The organism is Tuberibacillus sp. Marseille-P3662, assembly GCF_900178005.1.
Taxonomy (GTDB): Bacteria; Bacillota; Bacilli; order Bacillales; family Sporolactobacillaceae; genus Marseille-P3662.
Map to the genome: position 1 here is coordinate 909,308 of NZ_FXBS01000006.1, position 20,992 is coordinate 930,299.

General features: G+C 41.9%; 19 protein-coding genes. 14 read left to right on the top strand and 5 right to left on the bottom strand.

The genetic code is table 11. The features are described 5' to 3' along the window. Positions 1-252 precede the first annotated feature (252 nt). The 4 genes from B9Y89_RS13195 to B9Y89_RS13205 all read left to right on the top strand — a co-directional run bounded on the left by B9Y89_RS13195 (position 253) and on the right by B9Y89_RS13205 (position 5,124). Complete coding sequence (locus B9Y89_RS13195) at positions 253-750, top strand: DUF4362 domain-containing protein (RefSeq protein ID WP_085523674.1); 498 nt, start codon at positions 253-255, stop codon at positions 748-750. A 277-nt stretch (positions 751-1,027) separates the two neighbouring features. Then, positions 1,028-1,156 (top strand): hypothetical protein, encoded by a 129-nt coding sequence (locus tag B9Y89_RS19390; RefSeq protein ID WP_254901251.1) that lies wholly within the window; start codon positions 1,028-1,030, stop codon positions 1,154-1,156. A 56-nt stretch (positions 1,157-1,212) separates the two neighbouring features. Further along, on the top strand, positions 1,213-2,739 hold the full coding sequence (hutH, locus tag B9Y89_RS13200) for a histidine ammonia-lyase (protein ID WP_085523675.1): 1,527 nt from the start codon (positions 1,213-1,215) through the stop codon (positions 2,737-2,739). A 216-nt stretch (positions 2,740-2,955) separates the two neighbouring features. Then, positions 2,956-5,124 (top strand): anthranilate synthase component I, encoded by a 2,169-nt coding sequence (locus tag B9Y89_RS13205; protein ID WP_217807189.1) that lies wholly within the window; start codon positions 2,956-2,958, stop codon positions 5,122-5,124. An 88-nt stretch (positions 5,125-5,212) separates the two neighbouring features. Here the strand turns inward: B9Y89_RS13205 and nhaC are convergent, their stop codons facing one another. Further along, a complete protein-coding gene (gene nhaC, locus B9Y89_RS13210; protein WP_085523677.1) occupies positions 5,213-6,631 on the bottom strand; it encodes a Na+/H+ antiporter NhaC in 1,419 nt (472 codons plus the stop codon). A gap of 217 nt (positions 6,632-6,848) precedes the next feature. Here nhaC and B9Y89_RS13215 point away from each other — a divergent pair, with 217 nt between their 5' ends. Both B9Y89_RS13215 and B9Y89_RS13220 read left to right on the top strand, forming a co-directional pair. Next, a complete protein-coding gene (locus B9Y89_RS13215) occupies positions 6,849-8,510 on the top strand; it encodes an FMN-binding glutamate synthase family protein (protein ID WP_085523678.1) in 1,662 nt (553 codons plus the stop codon). A gap of 221 nt (positions 8,511-8,731) precedes the next feature. Then, on the top strand, positions 8,732-9,271 hold the full coding sequence (locus B9Y89_RS13220; RefSeq protein ID WP_085523679.1) for an NADPH-dependent FMN reductase: 540 nt from the start codon (positions 8,732-8,734) through the stop codon (positions 9,269-9,271). A gap of 29 nt (positions 9,272-9,300) precedes the next feature. On the opposite strand, the gene B9Y89_RS13225 is transcribed toward B9Y89_RS13220, so the two are convergent. From B9Y89_RS13225 to modA, 4 genes are all read right to left on the bottom strand, one after another. Further along, on the bottom strand, positions 9,301-10,149 hold the full coding sequence (locus B9Y89_RS13225; RefSeq protein WP_085523680.1) for an MBL fold metallo-hydrolase: 849 nt from the start codon (positions 10,147-10,149) through the stop codon (positions 9,301-9,303). 125 nt (positions 10,150-10,274) lie between these two features. Then, a complete protein-coding gene (locus B9Y89_RS13230; RefSeq protein WP_085523681.1) occupies positions 10,275-10,991 on the bottom strand; it encodes an EcsC family protein in 717 nt (238 codons plus the stop codon). A 116-nt stretch (positions 10,992-11,107) separates the two neighbouring features. Beyond that, positions 11,108-11,767, bottom strand: coding sequence for a molybdate ABC transporter permease subunit (gene modB, locus B9Y89_RS13235; protein ID WP_085523682.1), 660 nt, complete (start codon positions 11,765-11,767; stop codon positions 11,108-11,110). Beyond that, a complete protein-coding gene (modA, locus tag B9Y89_RS13240; RefSeq protein WP_176222219.1) occupies positions 11,764-12,570 on the bottom strand; it encodes a molybdate ABC transporter substrate-binding protein in 807 nt (268 codons plus the stop codon). Before modA ends, modB begins: the two co-directional genes overlap by 4 nt. A gap of 162 nt (positions 12,571-12,732) precedes the next feature. On the opposite strand from modA, the gene B9Y89_RS13245 reads away from it, so the two are divergent. The 8 genes from B9Y89_RS13245 (at position 12,733) to B9Y89_RS13280 (ending at position 20,967) form a co-directional block, all read left to right on the top strand. Continuing rightward, on the top strand, positions 12,733-13,071 hold the full coding sequence (locus B9Y89_RS13245; protein ID WP_085523684.1) for a YckD family protein: 339 nt from the start codon (positions 12,733-12,735) through the stop codon (positions 13,069-13,071). Positions 13,072-13,401: 330 nt separating this feature from the next. Beyond that, entirely contained in the window at positions 13,402-14,373 is a 972-nt protein-coding gene (locus B9Y89_RS13250; protein WP_085523685.1) for an efflux RND transporter periplasmic adaptor subunit, read from the top strand. Between the two features lie 6 nt (positions 14,374-14,379). After that, the gene (locus B9Y89_RS13255; RefSeq protein WP_085523686.1) at positions 14,380-15,063 is read left to right on the top strand and encodes an ABC transporter ATP-binding protein; all 684 of its coding nucleotides are present in this window, start codon (positions 14,380-14,382) and stop codon (positions 15,061-15,063) included. Further along, positions 15,060-16,238 carry an ABC transporter permease gene (locus B9Y89_RS13260; RefSeq protein WP_369596734.1) on the top strand — a complete coding sequence of 393 codons (1,179 nt, stop codon included), beginning with the start codon at positions 15,060-15,062 and terminating at the stop codon, positions 16,236-16,238. The genes B9Y89_RS13255 and B9Y89_RS13260 overlap by 4 nt, the downstream gene beginning before the upstream one ends. A 72-nt stretch (positions 16,239-16,310) precedes the next feature. Further along, positions 16,311-16,982, top strand: a complete 672-nt coding sequence (locus tag B9Y89_RS13265; protein ID WP_085523687.1) for a response regulator transcription factor — start codon at positions 16,311-16,313, stop codon at positions 16,980-16,982. A gap of 10 nt (positions 16,983-16,992) precedes the next feature. Continuing rightward, entirely contained in the window at positions 16,993-18,219 is a 1,227-nt protein-coding gene (locus tag B9Y89_RS13270; RefSeq protein WP_085523688.1) for a sensor histidine kinase, read from the top strand. A gap of 385 nt (positions 18,220-18,604) precedes the next feature. After that, positions 18,605-19,723: a glutamate 5-kinase gene (proB, locus tag B9Y89_RS13275; protein WP_085523689.1), complete on the top strand. Its 1,119-nt coding sequence runs from the start codon at positions 18,605-18,607 to the stop codon at positions 19,721-19,723. Next, positions 19,720-20,967 (top strand): glutamate-5-semialdehyde dehydrogenase, encoded by a 1,248-nt coding sequence (locus B9Y89_RS13280; protein ID WP_085523690.1) that lies wholly within the window; start codon positions 19,720-19,722, stop codon positions 20,965-20,967. The genes proB and B9Y89_RS13280 overlap by 4 nt, the downstream gene beginning before the upstream one ends. Positions 20,968-20,992: the final 25 nt, after the last annotated feature.

The following is a 20,992-nucleotide window of genomic DNA, read 5'->3' on the forward strand; positions in this document are numbered from 1 at the left end:
GGATTCTTTTATGTGTTAAGGGTTATATTGTGAATATTAAGAGATTAACTGGAAAAAGATAATAAATGATCATGATGATGAGTGATTTCAAATAGAAATGATCGTCCATGTAGGTGAGCTTGACAAAAAAGTTCAAATGGACCAAATGGTTATTAGAATAGACACTTCGTATATAGGGGTACATCTTGGTCATAACCCCCGTATTAGTGAAGCGATTTTCTGATATAACCGTCTTTATATGGAGGTATTAAGTTGAAAAAGCGAATGCTTGGAATAGGAATAATCCTATTTGTTTTAATAAACACATTTGCGTTAGGTTATGAAAAAGCATCTGCTAAAGACGATAAAGTTAATCATGCAACGTTTGAAGAGCAGATCAAAAATTTCGGTAAAAAGTTAACAGATAAAGTTCCTGAAAATTACAGCAGAGAGGATGCCTTAGAGAATGGCGATATTACACCAGAGCATATAACGCAAAAACAACGAGAAAAAATTAATCAGTTTATGGCAAACGTAAGGAATAATAAACCAGATTTTATCCGGTTTGTTCAATTCTTCCCTAGCGGCACATTAATTAAGGAATATCAATTTAACGGAGACCTCATTTATTATCGTGCTGACAGCACAAGAATTAAAAACTCGAGGGATAAAGTTTATACTGACTACTGTAAAGACCTTGAGAAGAAAACAAAGCCCTTTGAAGGGACTTTTCTAACAAATTGTTATCATTCCAAATCAATTGAGTTTTAACGCAACCAGCTTTTATAAAAGCTGGTTTTAGTAGCTGGGCAACAGTTATCGAATTGACTACCCTGTTATTTAGAATACTCTAGGAATGTCTTTCATTGGGATAAAGAAGGTAGAAATACCCTGTTAAAAGAATATTTTGGCTTTAATTCAGTACACTGAAAAATTAACTCAATAAATTATTATTGTGTTAACACACTAAAATATGGGATAAATTCATTGACTTTCCATTTGAAACCGATTACAATAAAAGCAGTTATTAGATTATTGGAGAGTGTGAATGGCAATGTCTATATACGATAATCGGCAAATCGGTAAGCGGGCGATATTAGTTGCCTTTGGTAAAGAAACCGATACACGGGTTAATAGGGGTTGTATTGATGAAATCACTGTGATTTCGTCGGTATAACCTCTTTTTTTATTGTTACTTTATTACGGTGAAGCGAGAGGAGCTGGACCTAGACAATGATGATATTGGATGGGCATTCATTAACATTAAATGACGTCAAACAAGTGCTGTTTGAGAAAGAGAAAGTACAGGCTTCAGATGAGAGCTGGAAGCGTGCTAACAAAAGCCGTCAAGCTGTAGAAAATGTTGTTCGTGATGGTAAGACCGTTTATGGTATTAATACCGGATTTGGCAAGATGAGTGATGTATTAATTGAAAGAGACGATGTCGAAGATTTACAGTTAAATTTGATTCGAAGCCATGCTTGCGGTGTCGGCGAGCCGTTTCCTGAAATCGTTAGCCGCGCAATGATTCTATTGAGAGTCAATGCCCTCTTAAAGGGATATTCGGGTGTAAGCAAACAGCTGATCGAAAAACTGTTGGTACTACTTAATGAACACATTCATCCCGTCGTGCCCGAGCAGGGGTCACTCGGGGCAAGCGGCGACCTTGCTCCACTGTCTCATTTAGCCCTTGTGTTAATCGGGGAAGGGGACGTTTTTTACCAGGGTGAAAGCATGCCGACAATGAAAGCCTTTGGCGCTGTAGGCATCACGCCGATAACATTGAGTGCCAAAGAAGGCCTAGCCCTCATTAATGGTACGCAGGCAATGACAGCGGTTGGGGTTGTTGCCTATTTGGAAGCGGAAAAACTTGCCCAGCAAACTGAGGCAGTCGCGTCAATGACAATGGAAGGATTACGCGGTATCATCGACGCTTTTGATGAGGATCTCCATATCGCAAGGGGTTATCAAGAACAAGTCGATGTTGCTGAAAGAGTGCGTCAATATCTAACTGGGAGTCAACTCATCACGAGACAAGGAGACATCCGTGTTCAGGATGCTTATTCGCTGCGTTGTATTCCTCAAGTCCATGGCGCAACATGGCAAACCATGAACTATGTCAAAGAAAAACTCGAAATTGAGATGAATGCGGCAACGGATAATCCACTCATTTTTGCTGATGAGGAAAAAGTCATTTCGGGTGGCAATTTTCACGGTCAGCCGATCGCGTTGGCGATGGATTTCTTAGGGATTGCTGTTGCCGAACTTGCCAATATTTCAGAACGACGTATTGAACGCCTTGTTAACCCTCAGTTAAATGATTTACCGCCGTTTTTGAGTGCAAAGCCAGGACTAGAATCCGGGGCAATGATCATGCAGTATACTGCAGCCTCACTAGTGTCCGAAAATAAAACACTCGCCCACCCGGCAAGTGTCGATTCCATTCCGTCTTCAGCTAATCAAGAAGACCACGTGAGTATGGGTACGATTGCCGCAAGACATGCTTTACAGATCGTTGCTAATACAAGAAACGTCGTTGCGATTGAATTGATTTGTGCACTTCAGGCCACAGAGATTCAAGGTATGGATCAAATGGCTCCGCACACACGCAAGATTCATAGAAAGGCCCGTGACGTCGTGGAGGCTATTACAAAAGACCGTGTTTTTTCAAAAGACATTGAGACCGTTGCCTTATGGATGAAAGATGGAAAATGGGATAAGATATTAACACTAGGAACCCATCGAAAGCAATCCATTTAAAAGGGTGGGTATAAATTTGAATAGGGACGTGCTCTCCTTTCATCCCTCACCCCAAATTTTATTTGAAATCTTTCCATTTTTATTCTAAAATAGCTAACAACCGCTAGATGAGTTGAGACAGGATTAGCTTAGTTTTTGAGATTAAGAGATGAGCGTGAGATGAGACAAGGAAGATATTGCTTTTCCTGTTCTCCTCAAGTTAAGGAGGACATTTTTTTGAGTTTATTATCTAATTTTTCTGCTACTACTGAAACCACTAAGTATGAGACTTCTGGTTACATCGAGGTCGAACGGACGCACGTCCCCATCAGTAAAGATCATGCGCAAAAAGATCTGTTACCGGCCCTGAATCAGCATAAGGGCGCTCTATTCACTAGTCGTTTTGAATACCCAGGTCGATATACTAGATGGGATATCGGTTTCGTCGACCCGCCGATTGAATTGAAAGGTTATGAGAGGCAGTTTGTCATTAATGCGTTGAATGAACGTGGCGAAGTGTTACTACAGGCAATGGCAGATAGTCTAAAAACAACTTCTGACATTGACAGCCTGCGGGTGACACGGACGACATTATCGGGATATGTTGGGGAAACTGAGGAACTGTTTACTGAAGAACAACGGAGTAAGCAACCATCAGTGTTTACGGTGATTCGTGCCATAAGTGCATTATTTTACTCGACGGAAGATGATTATTTAGGTTTATATGGGGCATTCGGTTACGATTTAGTCTTTCAATTTGAATCCATCCCACAAACCCAACAACGTGACGCTGATCAAGCGGACATCACACTGTTTTTACCCGACCAGTTAACCGTCGTTGACCACCAGATGGATGCGGCTTATGAGTTAACTTATGAATTTTCCTATCAAACAATCAGCACAAAAGGTCTATTGCGTCATCATCCGTTGACAGAAGCGACTCCACCCGTTTATCAAGATGTTAAATCTTATGAATCAGGCAATTATGCTCGCATTGCCAGGCAGGCTAAAGAGGCGTTTTACCAAGGGAATTTATATGAGGTGGTCCCATCCCAAACGCTTTATGAACCGTGTAAGGATGATCCAGCCGATATTTTTGACCGGCTATTAGACCTGAATCCAAGCCCATATGGATTTTTAATCAACCTAGGTGATGAACATTTAATCGGTGCGAGTCCAGAGATGTACGTTCGGGTTGAAGGGGATCGAGTGGAGACATGCCCAATCTCTGGAACGATAAAAAGAGGTCGAAATGCTGTAGAAGATGCGGATCGAATTCGGGAATTGCTGAATTCAACAAAAGACGAAACCGAACTCACGATGTGTACGGATGTTGATCGTAATGATAAATCACGGATATGTGAGCCAGGGTCTGTCAATATTATCGGTCGCAGGCAAATAGAGATGTATTCGCACCTGATCCATACTGTCGATCATGTGGAAGGCAAGCTTCAATCGGGATATGATGCTTTGGACGCGTTCTTAACCCATATGTGGGCGGTCACAGTGACTGGAGCACCGAAACGAGCCGCCATACAGTGGGTCGAGGATCATGAAGCATCGCCGCGGAAATGGTATGGCGGTGCGGTTGGCTATATGAAATTTAATGGTGATATGAATACGGGCTTAACACTCAGAACGATCCGCTTACAACATGGTTTAGCCGAAATAAGAGTGGGTGCAACCTTACTCCATGATTCTGTACCTGATGATGAGGAGCAAGAAACCTTAACCAAAGCCCAGGCGATGTTAAAAACGGTCCGGAACGAACAGTCGTCCACTGCTGATGACGGATCTGATTTACAAAAACTGACCGGCGGTATCGGGAAGACATTGTTACTTGTTGACCATGAAGATTCATTCACTCATACATTGGCCAATTATTTCCGCCAAACAGGGGCAACCGTACAAACGGTTAGGCAGAGCCAGGCACAGCAATTGCTGTTATCACATGCGAATATTTTTGATGGTGTTGTGCTGTCACCAGGTCCTGGGCGACCGGATGATTTCGACATGCAGACAACGATCAAGCTTAGTCTAGAGCATAACCTTCCAATATTCGGTGTATGTCTCGGTATGCAAGGTATTGTTGAATATTTTGGCGGCGGGATTGATACAATGATCACACCCACACATGGGAAACAAACAACCGTCACAACAAGCCAGGCGTCAAAACTGTTTCACAAGCTCCCAAAATCAATGGCTGTGAGTCGCTACCACTCATTGTATGCGGGTGATATTCCAGAAGATTTGGCCGTGACAGCGTATACTGACGAAAGGATTCCGATGGCGGTAGAACATAAGACACAGCCTGTTTTTGGGGTGCAATTCCACCCGGAATCGTTACTCATGATGAACGATGATGTCGGTTTGACGATCATTAATGATTTAGTAACCTTGATATAATAAAAAATGGCTCCTTATTGGAGTCATTTTCACAATAAAGAGATCTGTCTTAATGACAGATCTCTTTATTACTTTATATTACAGGTAATCAGACCCCAGCATCTGCTTTTTGGTTTGAATAACCATTTTTCTTGGTGTAAACAATAGAAAATCCAATTAAGGAGAAAATAATAGATATGATCGGTACGCAATAGTTTAATACGGCATATGGGCCATAAGCCAATGCGCCAACACCTAATGTGTTCATGACAAAGACAGCGTCTGTACTCCAAGGTACTAAAGAAGAAGTAATGGTCCCGCCGTCTTCCAGAGCACGTGACAGGTTTTTCGGGTGTAATTTTTTATCTTGATAGGCTTTTGCATACATTCTTCCGGGTATAATAATGGATATATATTGTTCGGCAGTAATGACATTTGTCAAAAATGATGAAATGACTGTTGTAGCTGCTAAACTTCTACCGGTTCGAGCGATCTTTAAGATTTGTTCAACGATCACTTTCAACATGCCTGTGCTTTCCATAATGCCGCCGAAAACCATAGCCACGATAGCTAATGACACGGTGTACATCATTGAATTTAGTCCGCCTTGGTTCAAGAGTTCATTGACCGTGTCATTTCCGGAGTTGATTTGGTAGCCACTTTGTAGAGCGTTGACCGCACTTCCAATATTGCCACCCTGGATCATGATGTTCGCAAGAAAGCCAAGAATGATCCCCACTGTTAGCGCCGGTAATGCAGGAACTTTTTTCACAACAAGCAGAATAACAACAAGCGGGATGAGTAATAGCCACGGTGATATCACGAAATGCTGTTGCAGACCTGCCATAACGGCATTAATATCCTGTAGATTTATTGAGTTTCCTACAAATTTCATGCCCATAATTGTATACACAATGAGCGCGATGACAGCTGCAGGGACAGTTGTATAAAGCATATGGCGAATATGCTCAGACAATTTCGATCCCGCAATGCCAGATGCAAGGATGGTAGTATCGGAAAGAGGTGACATCTTATCCCCAAAAAACGCTCCGGAAACGATTGCACCGGCAGTCATGGCAGAAGGGACCCCCATACTAACGCCAATGCCCATTCCAGCGACACCCACTGTACCTATCGTCGACCAAGAACTGCCCATCACTAATGTAACAATCGTGCATATCACAAAGATAGCGGCCAAAAAATAGGAAGGACTGATGATTTCCAACCCATAATAAATCATTGTGGAGACAATGCCTCCGCCGATCCATGCACTTATGATGATACCAACCATCATCAAAACAACGACAGCAGGAAGGACTTTCTTTATACCTTCATAAATAGATTTTTCCAAATCGTCCCATGAATATCCGCATGCCCATGCAATAAGAGCTGCTACCGCTGCACCTAAAAGAATGGGAATGTGCGGGCTTCCGTCAAATGAAAGAATCGTAAATGCCATTGCAGCAATCATGACCAGGAAAGGAATGATTGCTAAACCAAATGTCATATGTCTTTTATATCGTTCCATAACGAATCACCTCATTTTGGTTCACTGTTGCATTATCACTTTATCTAACTAATGTATTAAAACATGATTCAGAGTATCACGGATTTTAATCACCGTCAAGACAAACTTCTTCATTGGTCTTGGTGTTTTTGTTACATTACTACTTAATTGAAATTCATTGCAATAAAATCACGAAAAATGTCACAAACTAAGTCTGTCAATTTAGGAGGTGCTTATTATGTGGAACTGGATTTCCAATCTTTTTACAATTATAGGTTTTGTTGTCGCAGCCGTTATCATCTTGGCATTGTTAATCACCTATATTGTCTTGTATTTCAAAGATAAAAACCAGAAACGCCATCCGATCCTCCGGAATTACCCAGTTTTAGGAAAAGTACGGTACTTTTTTGAAAAAATTGGTCCGGAAATGCGCAGTTACTGGTTCAATAGTGATACGGAAGGGAAACCCTTTTCTCGACACGAATATGAACATGTTGTTAAAACAGCAAAATACAGTCGTGATGTCGAAGCCTTTGGTTCTCAACGGGACTTTGAAGCAGAGGGTTTCTTCATTCGAAATAACATGTTTCCGAAATTGAAAGAAGAAATGGTCCTCGATCGAAAAAGCAAGGTGAAAACCAAGCGCTACATATTGTTGCGGGACACCTTGTTTGCGCAACGAGATGAAGAATTTGAAGAACATGAGGATCTTGCCTATTTGTTAGATAAAAGAGACACCATTGTTCTCGGCGAAAAAACCGCCCGGAAACCATTTAAAGTTCGGGGTCAAATCGGTATGTCGGCCATGAGCTACGGCGCATTAGGCCAACACGCCATTACAGCTTTATCTCATGGATTAGGTATGGCAACCGGGACATGGATGAATACCGGTGAAGGTGGATTATCACCTTATCATACTAAAGGTAATCCAGATATCATCATGCAGGTAGGACCTGGATTATTCGGCGTTCGTAGTCAAGAGGGTGATATTAGTTGGGATGAGGTTAAGAAAAAAGGGGAAATGGATCAAATTAAAGCGTTTGAATTAAAGCTGGCTCAAGGGGCGAAAACGCGTGGGGGTCACGTCGACGCTGAAAAAGTCACGGAAGAAATCGCCGATATCCGGGGGATTGAGCCTCATCAATCGGTTGATAGTCCTAACCGTTTCCATCAGTTTAGCAATCCAGAGGAAATGTGTGATCTGATTGAAAAATTCCGAGATGTTTCAGGTAAGCCCGTTGGTATTAAAGTGGTTATCGGCAGCTATGATTCATTGTTTGAACTGGCTGATTATATGAAGAAAAGTGGAAAGGGACCCGACTTCATCACCGTAGATGGAGCTGAAGGTGGAACAGGCGCCTCTTATCAAGAATTAATGGATAGTGTTGGGCTCCCAGTAAGAACCGCTCTACCTATTGTTGATGCCACATTACGGCGTTTTGGCGTTCGTGATCGCGTGAAAATTTTTGCCTCAGGAAAGTTGTTCACACCTGATCGCATTGCTGTTGCGTTAGCGATGGGAGCAGATCTTGTCAATGTCGCCCGCGGCTTAATGATTAGCGTGGGTTGTATTCAAGCGATGAAATGTCAATCGAACGCCTGTCCTGTTGGCGTAGCGACAACAGATCCGAACCTTCAGAATGCGTTAGTGGTCAATGAAAAAAAATACCGCGTCACTAACTTTGTCACAACCTTACGCAAAGGTTTGTTCCGTCTCGCCGCCTCTACGGGTGTTGATTCACCTGTGAAAATTCGCCTGCAACACATTGTGTATAAAGATCAAGAAGGTGTATTGCATACTCTAGAAGAGATTTATGGAGCTATCAGAGAAAAAGTCGATAACATTAAATATCCCGTTGACAGTACAACCGATCCTGATTTAGTAAAAGATCCGAAATAAGGCCTAAACCCAGCCGTTTTGAACGTTTTTTAAGATGGCTGGGTTCTTTTATTGTTATAGGATCCCGAGGTTTGCGAATTGACATTATAAATTGTTTAACCATACACTGTTACTATGTTAATGAGTTCACGTTAGATGAAGCGGCAAACCATCCTCATATGAAGATTATCATTGATCATGGAAGAGAGATATATGCCGTCCATTAGGAGGGTGTTTTGACTATGAAACTATTAGGCATTTCAGGCTCTGCGGCAGGATCGAAGACCGCACTCACTGTTCAACATGTGCTTCAAGATACCACTAAACAACAAACAGGTACTGATGTTGAGTTATTGGATTTAAAGGATTATCAAGTCCAATTTTGTGATGGCAGAGATCCGTTTACTTATAAAGGTGATACCAAAACTGTGATTGATAAAGTGCTCGCTGCAGATGCTTTTGTGATCGGCAGTCCGGTATACCAAGGATCCATAACCGGTGCCTTGAAAAATCTGTTTGATGTATTACCCATGGCAGCTTTGCGTCATAAAGTCGTGGGCATTATTGCTAATGGGGGCAGCCCTCATCACTATTTGGCTGTGGAAAATCAATTGCGGCCGATACTGAGCTATTTTAGGTCTTATATTGCTCCAGGCTATACCTATGTTTTAAAAAATTGCTTTGATAATGACAATCAGTTGATTGACCCGACCATTTTGGAGCGAATCTCCATTTTGGCTCAGGAGATCGTGACGATGCATCAGGCGCTGAATGAAAACTAATGGCCCTGTATGAACAGGACCATTAGTTATTAATGCTTATATTGATTAACGTAACGTCCATGGTCAGGAATGGCCAGACTTTCAAATGACTCACTTAACTTGTGCAGATTTATGGACAGCTCCGTCCCGGACATTGGTAATCCGTGACCAGTGACAGCTAGTTCCGGTTTTAAAGCTTCCAGTTGGTTGACGGAATCCCACGCCGCTTGCCAGTCGGTTGTGAGGTATCTAGGCGGACCGCTGATTTCTTGTTTTTGTGTAAAGACTTTTAAGAGTGCGTCCTGTCTCACAGTGATAAACGCATCACCAGCAATGAGGGTGCGGTCTTCTTCTCTGAACAAGGAAACGTGCCCGGGTGAATGACCCGGTGTATGGATCCAGCGCCAACCTGCCATTCCCGGAATATTTCCGTTCTTGGGAAGGGTTTTGACATGATGACCTAAATCGACAGGTTCGTTTGGAAACAATGCTGACATTTTAGCTATCATGCCGCCTTCAACCGATGCATCGGGCTGCGGGTAACGGGATTCACCGGTCAAATAGGGTATTTCCTTTGCATGAGCGTATACGGGAACATGCCAGTGTCTGACAAGATCAATGACAGCTCCGACATGATCGAAATGTCCGTGTGTTAGAATGATGGCCTTTGGTGCACGATCCTGACCAAAGCGTTTTTTGACTTCAGCAATGATATCATCAGCTGATTCCGGCATTCCTGCATCAACTAAAACCCAATCTTGCTCCTTCTGTGGATCTCCAACGAAACAGACATTAACGATCTGAATGGGCAGTACATAGACATCAGGCAATACCGCTTGTCCAATCCCACTTGTTACCGATGTCATAGGTATGAATTTTTTATCCATGCTATTGTTCATATCGTGTTCATGATCGATCGTTCTCACCCCGTTTCAGTATTAAAAATGGCACATCTATAGTATTGCTTCACTTGCACAAAATATTTCTAATGAAACATAAAAGCGCCCAGATAGCTGGACGTTATTTAACAATCGAGTATACGTAGTCTGTAAGCATTCATGGCTGTCGTTCCTAATCGGTCAAGAAATCGGTAGTTAACAACGGCACCGACGATGGCACCAAATCCGGGGATGAGTTGCATCAATTTAGCCAAGTCCATGTAATCGCGATATTCTTGTTGAAATGCCTGCCAGTCAAGATTGTCAAGGGAAGGGTAGGCCTGTAATGTTGTCTGCCAGTGTTTTAATTGCCAAACAGATTCAATCCGCTTTTCTTCACTGGAGAAAGCGACTTGAAAGATGTGCAGGAGATACAATCGCTCGCTGTAGTCACGTACATTATAACCATAGATAGCTGCTACATCGTAAAGAAATTTCATTTTAATGCTGAGCAACATGGGAAAGTCAGCTAGAGCCAGCCAAAATCCACCGGCCCCTGTCCCAGCACCTTCAACCGATGCTGTCCGTTTGTAGATTTTTAATTTTTCCCGTACGCGCGTTTCGCGTGCTTGTAAGGATAAGCCATTAAGTGGTTGCCGACGGGTGGTTATTTCCGATCCAAACAGGACAGTTTTGACCATATTTTTAATGCTTTCCGTGGCTATATCGTGAACTTTTTGCGGGATTTTTTCATTCATTTTATTTTGGATCGACTTCGCTGCATGACCCAGTCCCCAAGACGGTTTAAGCATTTTTTTTTGCCAGTTGACGCATTGGAGACGAGCATAGTCTTCATAGGTCATCAAATGTCACCCCTCAAAGGATTGTCAGTATTATCATTTTAATTCATATGATGAGCTTTGCCTTCGCAATACAGCCCTATTTGTTGTAAGACCGTGGTCCCAGTTACCAGTATTCCTCAGGATTTAACGATATAAGTCAACATTAAGAGAAAGAACGAAAAAATAACAATAGTTATGACCCAGTAATAAGCTTGTGTCCTGTTTCCGGCTTCAACAGCTAGGTAAATTGCTGTGGGGAGTGTTTGGGTTTTCCCTGGAATATTCCCGGCAAACATTAACGTTGCTCCAAATTCCCCAATGCTTCGTGCAAATCCAAGAACATAGCCCGTGATGAGTGACCGCCACGCCATGGGTAGTGTGACGTACCAAAAGACTTGCATCTCACCTGCTCCCATGGATCGAGCCGCATCTTCAAACTCATGATCAATTTGTTCGAATCCTGATTTTAATGTCATATAAATGAGTGGAAAAGCCACCACGAAAGCTGATACAACAGCGGCGCCTTTAGTAAAGACGAGGGATTGTTCAAAAATCGTTTCGATAAATACCCCGAACCAACTATTCTGTCCCAGCAATACGAGCAGACCAAATCCCACAACGGAAGGAGGAAGAACGAGCGGCAATAGAAACATCGTTTCAATGAGACTTCTCCCTTTAAATGATCGCTTTTTCATAAGCCACGCAGCGGATATCGCGAGTATAAATGCGATGATACTGGCTACAATGGTGACTTGAAGGGAGATCATGATTGGAGACCAAAATTGATGTAGGGTCATTGGGCTCTCTCCTGTGAATACGGTGTAAACTGATATGATTTAAAAATTTTCATGGCATCAGCCGTCTGTAGCCAATGGAAAAAAGTTTTCGTTTGTTGTAAATGCTCTGTCCCTTTAATCATGCCAGCCGGATAGATGATCGGTTGATGGAACGCTTCATTGATAACAGCCACTTTTTTAACCGTTTGACCTGCCGCTTGCAGGTCTGTTTGATAGACGAGACCGGCTTCGGCATTGCCTGTTTCAACATACGCTAGTACTTGGCGAACATCATTTCCAAATACCATCTTTGACTTTAAGGATTCCCATAGATGACGATCTGTTAAAATCTGCTTTGCATATTTACCAGCCGGAACGGTATCCGGGTAACCGATAGTGATATTCCCAACATTGGACGATGCTAAATCGTGAAGATTTTTTACTTTTGGTGTGTCTTGATTCGCGATTAAAATCATCCGGTTTTTCAGTATGGGAGCTCTATTGATCAAACGGTCTTGATCTTCAAGCCGGTCCATATATTTTACAGACGCGGATAAATAAGCATCAGCACGGGCTCCTTCACTAATCTGCTGCTGTAATTTGCCCGAAGCGGCATAACTGATCAACAAGTTGATATGAGGATGGGTGGCCTCATAGGTCTGTTCAATATCCTGCATGGCATCCGTTAGACTGGCCGCCGCGAGAACATACAAATCGACTTTGTTAGATTGGTTACGTTTCCCGTCATGTCCCCAGCTAAATACGACGACCATAATAATGGCTAACAACACAATAATCAATGTTATTATCAATCGTTTGTTCATGGTTCTCTTCTCCCTTTTGTCAATAAATTCATTATGGAATAAGACAGTACAATAGACAATACTTTTGGACAATGATTGATCATAAATAATAATCAATTTTATGGTTAAAATCATCAGTAATACAAATAATAACAATAATACTTAGAAAAGGAGGAACCTAAGTTGAAAAAGTTATTGTCACAAGGAATGATTGCCCTAGTTCTTGGATTCACCCTATTTGGTACCTCTCCAGTTCAGGCCGAGGAACATCACAAACCCATCGATTTTAAAGATGTAGAACTGTCAGAGCAACAAAAAGGAGAATTGGAAAAACTTCATAAAGACATGCTCCAAACGAATAAACAACTGATCCAAAAGTATATTGAATTCGGTATTGTCTCTAAGGAAAAGGGCGAAAAAATTATCACACATATGGATAGCCACTTTAATCACATGAAAGAGAATGGGTTTATTCCAAAATGGGATAAACACCATCACCGAAAAGACGATAAGAAACAATAACCCCAGCAGCACCTCATTGATGCGTTCATCATATGAGGTGCTATTTTTTTATCTTTTTTTAAGTAAAAGTTAAGAATTCTATTTCATAATAAATTTATCCCAGGAAGCAAAGGAGTGATCATCGTGGAAATAAAACAAAAGTGGCTATCCATTATCCTCTGTTTAACATTATTGTTCAGCATATGTTCAATGGTTGGTGTAGGTTATTTGGTGTACAAGAACCAGCAAAGGCCGGACATGAGCCGAAATTTCGGGCAAAACATGCCGTCCAATTTTAACGGTCAAGGCCAAAGAAATAACAATTAAAACAAGAGAGAGGAGTGAATACATATGAAAAAATGGTCAGTGATTGGTGTGATATTGGCTTTAGTTATTGGCACGGGAGCATGGTTTTTTCTGAAAGATGAACCGCAAAAAACCATGGCCAAGACCCCAACCGTTTCTGTTCAAAAAGGAAAGTTAGAAGTTAACATTAGTGGATCAGGATCTATATCATCCGCAGCGAGTCAAGATGTCAGCACAGATGAAAATAAAGAGGTTTATGATGTTGATGTTTCCAAAAATGATCAAGTCGATCAAGGGGATACGTTATTGACTTTTTCAGATGGGACGGAACTAGAGGCCCCCATAGGAGGGACACTTACAAAGTTCTCATTGGAAGAAGGAGATCGTGTGACAGCTGGGAAAGCCATTGCTCACATAACTAACTACAATGACTTGCAAACGACCATTCAAGTTGATGAAATGAACATTTCGAAAGTCAAAACAGGACAAAACGCCACAATTAAAGTGAGTGCGTTCCCGGATCAGTCATTTACAGGTAAAGTCACCCGTGTGGCTAAAGAAGGAAATGTATCTAACGGTGTGTCAACATTTGATGTCACGATTCATATTAAAAAAGCCGGTGATCTTAAAGTCGGTATGACGACAGAAGCTAGTATCACAACCAAGAGTAAAAAAAATGCTTTATATGTGCCGGTTTCCGCTATCCATGAACAAAGTGATAAGAAGTATGTTCTCTTAGTTACCAAAAAAGGACAGAATAATCAAGCGAACCAGACGAAACAGCAAACGGTGACAACAGGTATTGCCAATGATGAATATGTTGAGATTACAAAAGGTCTAGAACAAGAGGACCTCATCCAACTGCCACCCGTTGCAAATGATTCACAAGATAGTAACGCTCGCCAACAAATGCAAGGTCGCATGGGTGGAGTTGGTAACAACAGGGGCGGATTTGAAGGTATGAGACCCGGAGGTTCTGGAGGAGGTCCCTCTGGAGGGGCATCAAGAGGGAGATGATGACTAATGACAAAGCCTATTATTCAATTAGATCGTATGATGAAATCATATCAGTTAGGTGACGACCATGTTCTAGCGCTCAACGATGTATCCCTGAAAGTCTATCAAGGAGCGTTTCTATCTGTGATCGGTCCTTCTGGATCAGGAAAATCAACGTTTATGAATATGATTGGTTGCCTTGACCGTCCAGATTCTGGTCGTTATCTACTTGACGACGAGGAAGTCGCTCAGATGAATGATAATCAATTAGCTGACATCAGAAATAAAAAAATTGGTTTTATCTTTCAAAATTTTAATCTACTCGGAAAATTTACAGCGCTGGAAAATGTGGCCTTACCTTTGAGTTATCGCGCAATCAGCACTAAAGAACGTCGGGAGCTTGCCTTCTCATGCCTGGAACAAGTGGGTCTGTCAGAACGAGCCAACCACTTGCCTAATCAACTGTCGGGTGGGCAGCAACAAAGAGTGGCCATTGCCAGGGCCTTGGTCGGTCAGCCGCCGATACTATTGGCTGATGAACCGACGGGCGCTCTCGACAGTGAAACAAGCCATGAGGTTTTAGATACGATGAAGCAGTTACATCAAGATGGCCACACCATTATTTTAATCAGTCATGACATGGATGTCGCGAAAGCAGCTAGTAAGAGGATCCAAATCAAAGATGGCCAATTATATCATGAGAGGAGGTGAGTCGATTGACATTTTGGCAATCTATAAAGATGGCATTACGTCATATAAAGGGAAATAAATTTCGTGGATTTTTAACCATGTTAGGCATGATTATTGGTGTGTCATCGGTCATTGCGTTAGTTGCCTTAGGACAAGGTTCCAGTCAAGACGTTAAAAGCAGCATTAATAATCTTGGCACGAATCGGTTAACCGTTAATATTACTGACTCGGATGAGATTAAGTTCACAAGAGACGATGTGGACAAGCTGGGAAGTCTAGACGGGGTTGAAAGCGTTGCTCCTGTTGTATCAGGAAGGGTTACGGTTGCTCATGGTGAGACATCAACCCAGATATCACTGACGGGGACGACAAGTGCGTATCCAAACGTACAGCACACAGAAATGAGCCAAGGACGATTTTTATCTGACATTAGCAATGAATATCGATTAAAAACCGCTGTTCTAGGTGCGAACACAGCGCAAACCCTATTTGGCGGCCAGGATCCTATTGGCAAACAAGTGAAAATTAATGGCACTTCATATAGAATAGTAGGTGTGTTAAAGTCAATCGGCGGTTCCATGGGTCAAAGTGGTGATGATGTTGTCATTGTCCCACTAACAACGGCCCAAACCATTGTCAATACCACTGATATCCCGACGGTTCAACTTAATGTTCAATCTCAGGATATTGTTGATCAAACCATGATGAACGTTAAGATGTCGATGGCAACTCAATATCCGGATAAAGACGACAGCTATAGTGTTTTTAGTCAGGAGGATACCATGGATGCGATGAACTCCGTATCGCAATCAATGGCGACATTACTCGGTGGTATTGCCGGAATTTCCCTTCTCGTCGCGGGTATTGGTATTATGAATATTATGCTTGTTTCTGTGTCAGAGCGCACTAAAGAAATTGGCATTCATAAAGCGATTGGTGCCAAACGACGGGATATATTGCAATTATTTTTGATAGAGGCTGTTGTGCTTAGTTGCTTAGGAGGGATGATCGGTGTTGGAGTTGGTTTAGCTGTCACCAAGCTTTTATCCATCACCATGGATATGACGGCGGTCTATTCAGTCAGTATTCCTAGTATAGCCTTTCTTTTCTCACTCATTGTCGGAATTGTATTTGGTGTATTTCCAGCGATTAAAGCCGCAAAATTGCATCCGATACAAGCCCTTCGTTATGAATAAAAAATTGTTTTCCTTAGGCGGTCGTCAGTGGACGATCGCCTAATAATGATAGTATTATAGGGAGATCATTTTATGCGATTACTTATTGTGGAAGATCATCGTGATTTATTAAACTCATTGGTACAAATTTTATCACCTGAATATCAAGTTGATACAGCAGATAACGGGGAAGATGGCCTTTTTTTATCAATGCAAGATATATACGATGCGATTGTTTTAGACGTGATGTTGCCTGAGATGAGCGGGTTCGAGATCGTGAAAGACATGCGTCAAAAAAGCGTGACCACCCCTGTCTTGTTTTTAACGGCTAAAGATTCATTAAATGATCGCGTCAATGGTCTTGATTTCGGAGGAGATGATTACTTAGTCAAACCGTTTGAAATTGATGAGTTGAAGGCGAGAATTCGATCGTTACTACGACGCAGTGGTTATTTAACAACACATCTTACTTTGAAATATAAAGGTATCGAGCTCAATACTGCGGAGAAGTCTCTCAAAGTTGATGACCATCAGATAAAATTGACCATTAAACAATATGAGTTGCTTGAATACCTCATTCATAATGCCGGAACAATCCTAACTAAGGAACAGCTTTTTGATCGAATCTGGGGATTTGATTCCGATACAACTATTGGTATTGTCGAAGTGTTTATTCATCACTTAAGAAAGAAACTTGAACCTTTCGGCTATGATAAGGATATACAAACAATCCGGGGCATTGGGTATATGTTAAATGATCAGTAAGGGGAATCCTATGTTTCGACAAACAAGAGTACGATTAACCATCTGGAATGCCTGTGTTTTTATCTTACTCATCAGTATCTTAGGAAGCGTGGTTTATTTCTATTCGAAGACTTACCTATATAAAAACATTGATCGCTCGATCGATCAAATGGTTCATCGCATTCAAACAGTCGATCGCTTGCCGCAAATCTCCCAATTGGCCCGTAACCCGAGGATGACAGTACTGATCTGGGATGACAATCATAACCTTGTCAATCCGGTGCCTCAAAATACATTATTTCATACAGATCAATCTCAATTTGTACAAAAACAGCACAATGAACTACAAGTGATCCAAGTTAAAAACTATTACTTTAAATCGCTGACGATTCCTGTCCAAGGATCGATGGGTGATTTAAATGTTCAAGTCCTTCGTGACGTCACGTCCGAAAAAGACATGCTTAATCAATTAGTTATTATTATGATCGTCGGATGTGGCATTGGCATTATATTGGCTGTTATAGCTGGACTTTTCTTGTCGAAGAAAGCACTGGTTCCCATTAATCAAGCATGGCAAAAACAACAGCAATTTGTTTCTGATGCATCTCATGAACTCCGAACGCCTTTATCCGTCATACAATCCAAGCTCGGGCTGCTCTTTCAAAGCCCATCATCCTCGATTCAAGACAAAGCTAAGGATATTTCTGTCGCACTTAATGAAAGTCGACGACTGACTAGGCTGGTCTCAGAATTATTAACTTTGGCACGATCAGATTCTGATCAACTTGAAATGGACAAAAAGCTTTTCTCACTAGATGAACTGCTTAAAGATCTTGTTGATCATTATCAGGAGATTGCGTCTTATCAGAACAAAACATTAACACTAGATACTTCAGGGCCGGTGACTTTTAATGGCGATCCCGAACGCATGCATCAGATGATGGTGATTTTTATCGACAATGCTTTGAAGTTTACTGGGGAGAATGGTGACATTAGACTTTCTTTATCTGAAAGCCATCATTCTATATCTATACAAATTAATGATAATGGGGTGGGGATACCCGATCGTGATATCTCTAAAATTTTTGAACGTTTTTACCAAACCGATCAGTCGAGAACGGCTGAAGCGGGCACAGGGTTAGGGTTGTCGATTGCTGAATGGATTGTTGACAAACATTGGGGTACGATTAACGTTCAAAGTAAGTTGGATGAAGGGACACGTTTTAATATTGTTTTACCTAAAAATCAAAAGCGTTAAAGATGAGGCCTGCAATGACAATATTTAAAAAATCAATATTATAATGATAAAACCTTGACATTCAAGGTCATGTGCAACATAATAAATTTTAAATTATCAATATTCGGCACTCGAAAAGGGCTAGTAAATTATGATTGAGACGAAAGAGAGTGGCATTCATCGGCTGAAAGGTGCCATCGTTTTTCAAATAATTGAACCTACCCTTCTAAGCTGTCGGGCGAATAACCTGACCGTTTTCCAGCGTTAAAGGGAAGAGAGGACATTGATGCTTTATCACATTAAATGTCAAAAAAGGTGGTACCGCGGAGCAGATACTCTTTCCGTCCTTTGCTAAATCTGGCAAAGGCGGGAAGAGTTTTTTTAGTTTAGAGGAAGGCGTGAGTCTATGGGGAAAAAAAGAATTGTCGTCAAAATCGGCAGCAGTTCATTAACCAATGCGAACGGCGGCCTTAGTCGAGAAAAATTACAGGAACATACCCGTGCGTTGGTGCATTTAAAGGAACAGGGTCATGACGTGATCGTGATTTCTTCAGGAGCTGTATCAGCTGGTTTCAGTAATCTAGGTTATGTATCTCGGCCCATTACAACAGCAGGGAAACAAGCGGCTGCAGCGGTTGGCCAAGGGTTGCTCATCCAAGCTTATACCGAAGCGCTCAAAGCACATGGCATCGTGACATCGCAATTGCTATTAACAAGAAACGTTTTTGTCGACCAAGATCAGTACAGTAATGTCTACGGCACCCTAACTGAGCTACTGAAGCGTTCCGTCTTGCCGGTGATTAATGAAAATGACTCCGTTGCTGTTGATGAATTAACATTCGGGGATAATGATCGGCTTTCAGCTTTGGTCAGCGGTCTTGTCCATGCTGACTTTTTAATCATGTTGACTGATATTAACGGTCTGTATGAAGATAATCCTTATACTCATCCATCAGCCAAACGTTATGACTTCTTACCCAATATTTCCAATGAACTTTTGCAGCAAACGGGTGAAACGGGATCTAAATTCGGCACAGGCGGGATGAAGTCAAAGTTAATAGCGGCGCAGACTGCTGTATCACTTGGTGTTAACGTCTTTGTAGGTAGGGAATCAGGATCCGACAAACTTATCCGGATTTTGGATGGTCATGGTGATGGCACATATATTGGTGATAGCCATCATAATGTGCGAAAACCGAAGCAATGGATTGCTTTTCACTCATCTATTTCAGGCAAAATTGAAATTGATGAAGGCGCGGAACAAGCGATTGTTTCAGGTGGAAAAAGTTTGCTTCCAGCTGGAGTAACAACGGTCAATGGCTCATTTGCGGAAGGTGACGTCGTTGAGATTATTAATAAACATCATAAGGTCATCGCAAAAGGTCAAGTCAATATCTCATCTGAGGAGTTAGAGACGGTAAAAGGACGCGCTGGATGGGAGGCCATGTTAAAAACACAAAGGCAACGTCCTGAAACCATCCATCGCGACCGGTTAGTTATCACTCTAGAGGAGGTTTTCACATGAACGAATTGCTCACTAAAGCAAAACAGGCGAAAGAAGCCACCCTTGAATTGAACATGAAAAACACGGATCAGAAAAATCAAGCCCTGCACTTAATGGCTGAGCAACTCACTAACGAGACAGCTTTTATTATACAAGAAAATGAGAAAGATGTTATCCAAGCCAAGCAGAACGGCTTATCTAAGACTTTAATTGACCGCCTCATACTTAGTGAGGAAAGAATATATGATATGGCAGAAGCGCTTAAACACCTAGCAAACTTACCTGATCCCATTGGCGACGTTTTGGAATCGTGGGATCGCCCAAATGGCATGAATATTGAAAAGGTTAGGGTTCCTTTAGGAGTCATTGGCATGATCTATGAAGCTAGACCAAACGTGACCGTTGATGCTGCCAGTTTGTGTTTAAAAACGGGCAATGCCGTTCTTTTACGTGGCAGTTCGTCTGCCTTAAACTCTAACATGGCTATTGTTGCTGTTATTCACCATGCTCTCAAGGCCTGTGATTTTCCTGTGGCTGCTGTCCAACTTCTGGAAGATACGAGTCGGGAAACGGCTTCCCATATGTTTACGCTTAATGAATACCTTGATGTTCTGATCCCGCGCGGGGGTCAAAAGCTCATTCAAACTGTGGTCGAGCAATCCACTGTTCCTGTGCTTGAGACAGGCGCAGGCAATTGTCATTTATTTATTGATGATACAGCTGACGTACAGATGGCGATTGATATTGCTGTGAATGCTAAAACACAGCGACCTTCCGTTTGCAACACCATTGAGAGCCTTGTTGTTCAGGCAGACTGGGCGAGGGAACACCTACCTGAGCTCATTCAATGTCTGCAAAGTCAGGATGTCGAACTTCGTGCTGATAACAAGGCACGAGCCATCACAGACAATCTATTCACGGCAAATGATACAGACTGGGAAACGGAATACTTAGATAAAATTTTAGCTATTAAAATCGTATCAAACGTTGATGAGGCGATTAACCATATCAATCATTACGGTTCCAAGCATTCAGAAGCGATTATTTCTGAGTCGGCAGACCATGTGCAAGCTTTTTTCAATTCAGTAGATGCTGCCGCCCTTTATCATAATGCCTCGACGCGATTTACCGATGGCTTCGAATTCGGATTCGGTGCTGAGATCGGTATTAGTACACAAAAACTGCATGCTCGTGGACCTATGGGGTTACCTGCATTAACGTCAACGAAATATATGATTCGGGGAACGGGTCAGGTCAAAGCATAGTCCTAGGGATGCCTTGATTGAATTT